A 1,423-nucleotide genomic window follows, 5' to 3' on the forward strand; every position below is an offset into this window, starting at 1 on the left:
CGGGCGGACACGCGCCGGATGGCGGGCGCGGGCGGCCGGGCGCGGCGGGACAGGGATGTCCGTGCCGGCGTCGGCATCAGGTGCGTTTCTTGCAAAGGCGGAGGCGTTCGGCGATTGCGCGAAGGGAGGATGCATCGGATGCGGTATCCATATTCATGAGTCGATAGATTACAAGTCAAATAATCTTCGTTTGCCGCGGACCGGCAGTGGACGATCCTTTGCGCGTCGCAAAACGAAGGATCGACGATGAGCTATTCCATTCATCAACTGCGCGATGACGCGCAGAGGGACGCGGCGCCGCTGCTGACTTTTCCCACGCCCGAGGTGCATTCGCTGTCCATCAGGGCGCGCGCGCTGGTGTTTCACGATCCGCGCTCGGTCGACCTGCTCGAAGAGGTCGAGCGGGTGGCGGCCAGCGAAGCCACCGTGCTGATCGTCGGCGAGACCGGCACCGGCAAGGAACTGGTCGCGCGCCACATCCACCAGCAGAGCGGGCGCAAGGGGCCTTTCGTGGCGGTGAATTGCGGCGCCTTCAGCGACAACCTGGTCGAAGCCGAGCTGTTCGGCCACGAGGCCGGCGCCTTCACCGGCGCCGCCCAGGCCCGCGCCGGCTGGTTCGAGGCCGCCAACGGCGGCACCCTGTTCCTCGACGAGATCGGCGACCTGCCGCTGGCCATGCAGGTGAAACTGCTGCGGGTGCTGCAGGAACGCTGCGTGGTGCGCATCGGCGCGCGCAAGGCGGTGCCGATAGACGTGCGCCTGGTGGCGGCGACCAACGTGGACCTGGCGCGCGCGGTGCGTGCGGGCAACTTCCGCATGGACCTGTACTACCGGCTCAACGTCGCCTCGGTCCAGTTGCCGCCCTTGCGCGAGCGGCCCGGCGACATCATGCCGCTGGTGTGGCATTTCGTGGACCGCTACCGGCGCAAGCTGGCGCTGCATTCGGTGACGCTGTCCGCGGCCGCCGAATGCGCGCTGCTCAACTACGGCTGGCCGGGCAACATCCGCGAACTCGAGAACGTCATTCATTACGCCCTGATCGTCTCGCGCGAGGGCAGGGTGGAGGTGGGCGACCTGCGCCTGCCGCGCGGCGAGGCCAGCCTGTTCGCGCAGGGGGCGGGCGGCTGGAATGCCGAGCCGGTGGCGGAAGGGCCGCGGCTGGCTTGCGTCATCCGGCGCATGCTGGAGCAGGGCCACGAACATCTGTACGAAGCGGTGGAGGAAGAAATGGTGAAAACGGCCTTCGCCTTCTCGCGCGAGAACCAGGTGCAGACGGCGAAGCGCCTCGGCATTTCGCGCAATGTGCTGCGCGCGCAGTTGAAGCGCTTCGGCCTGCTCGGCGTCGGCTGGCAGGCGCAGGCCGGGGAGACCGCCGAATCGTGAGCGCGCCGCCGGGCGCGATCCGGCGCCCGGCGGCTCGTGG

Annotated in this window: 1 protein-coding gene; it reads left to right on the forward strand. The window is 68.5% G+C overall.

The window, feature by feature from the left end; translation table 11 throughout:
• The first annotated feature begins 246 nt into the window (after positions 1-246).
• Complete coding sequence (locus C666_RS19040) at positions 247-1,383, forward strand: sigma-54 interaction domain-containing protein (RefSeq protein WP_004350488.1); 1,137 nt, start codon at positions 247-249, stop codon at positions 1,381-1,383.
• Positions 1,384-1,423 lie beyond the last annotated feature (40 nt).

The sequence above is a fragment of the Thauera linaloolentis 47Lol = DSM 12138 genome (assembly GCF_000310205.1).
Lineage (GTDB): Bacteria > Pseudomonadota > Gammaproteobacteria > Burkholderiales > Rhodocyclaceae > Thauera > Thauera linaloolentis.

Bases quoted from the DNA above. Each gene is read 5' to 3' on its own strand.
- C666_RS19040 (WP_004350488.1), top strand. From the start codon at position 247: ATGAGCTATTCCATTCATCAACTGCGCGATGACGCGCAGAGGGACGCG.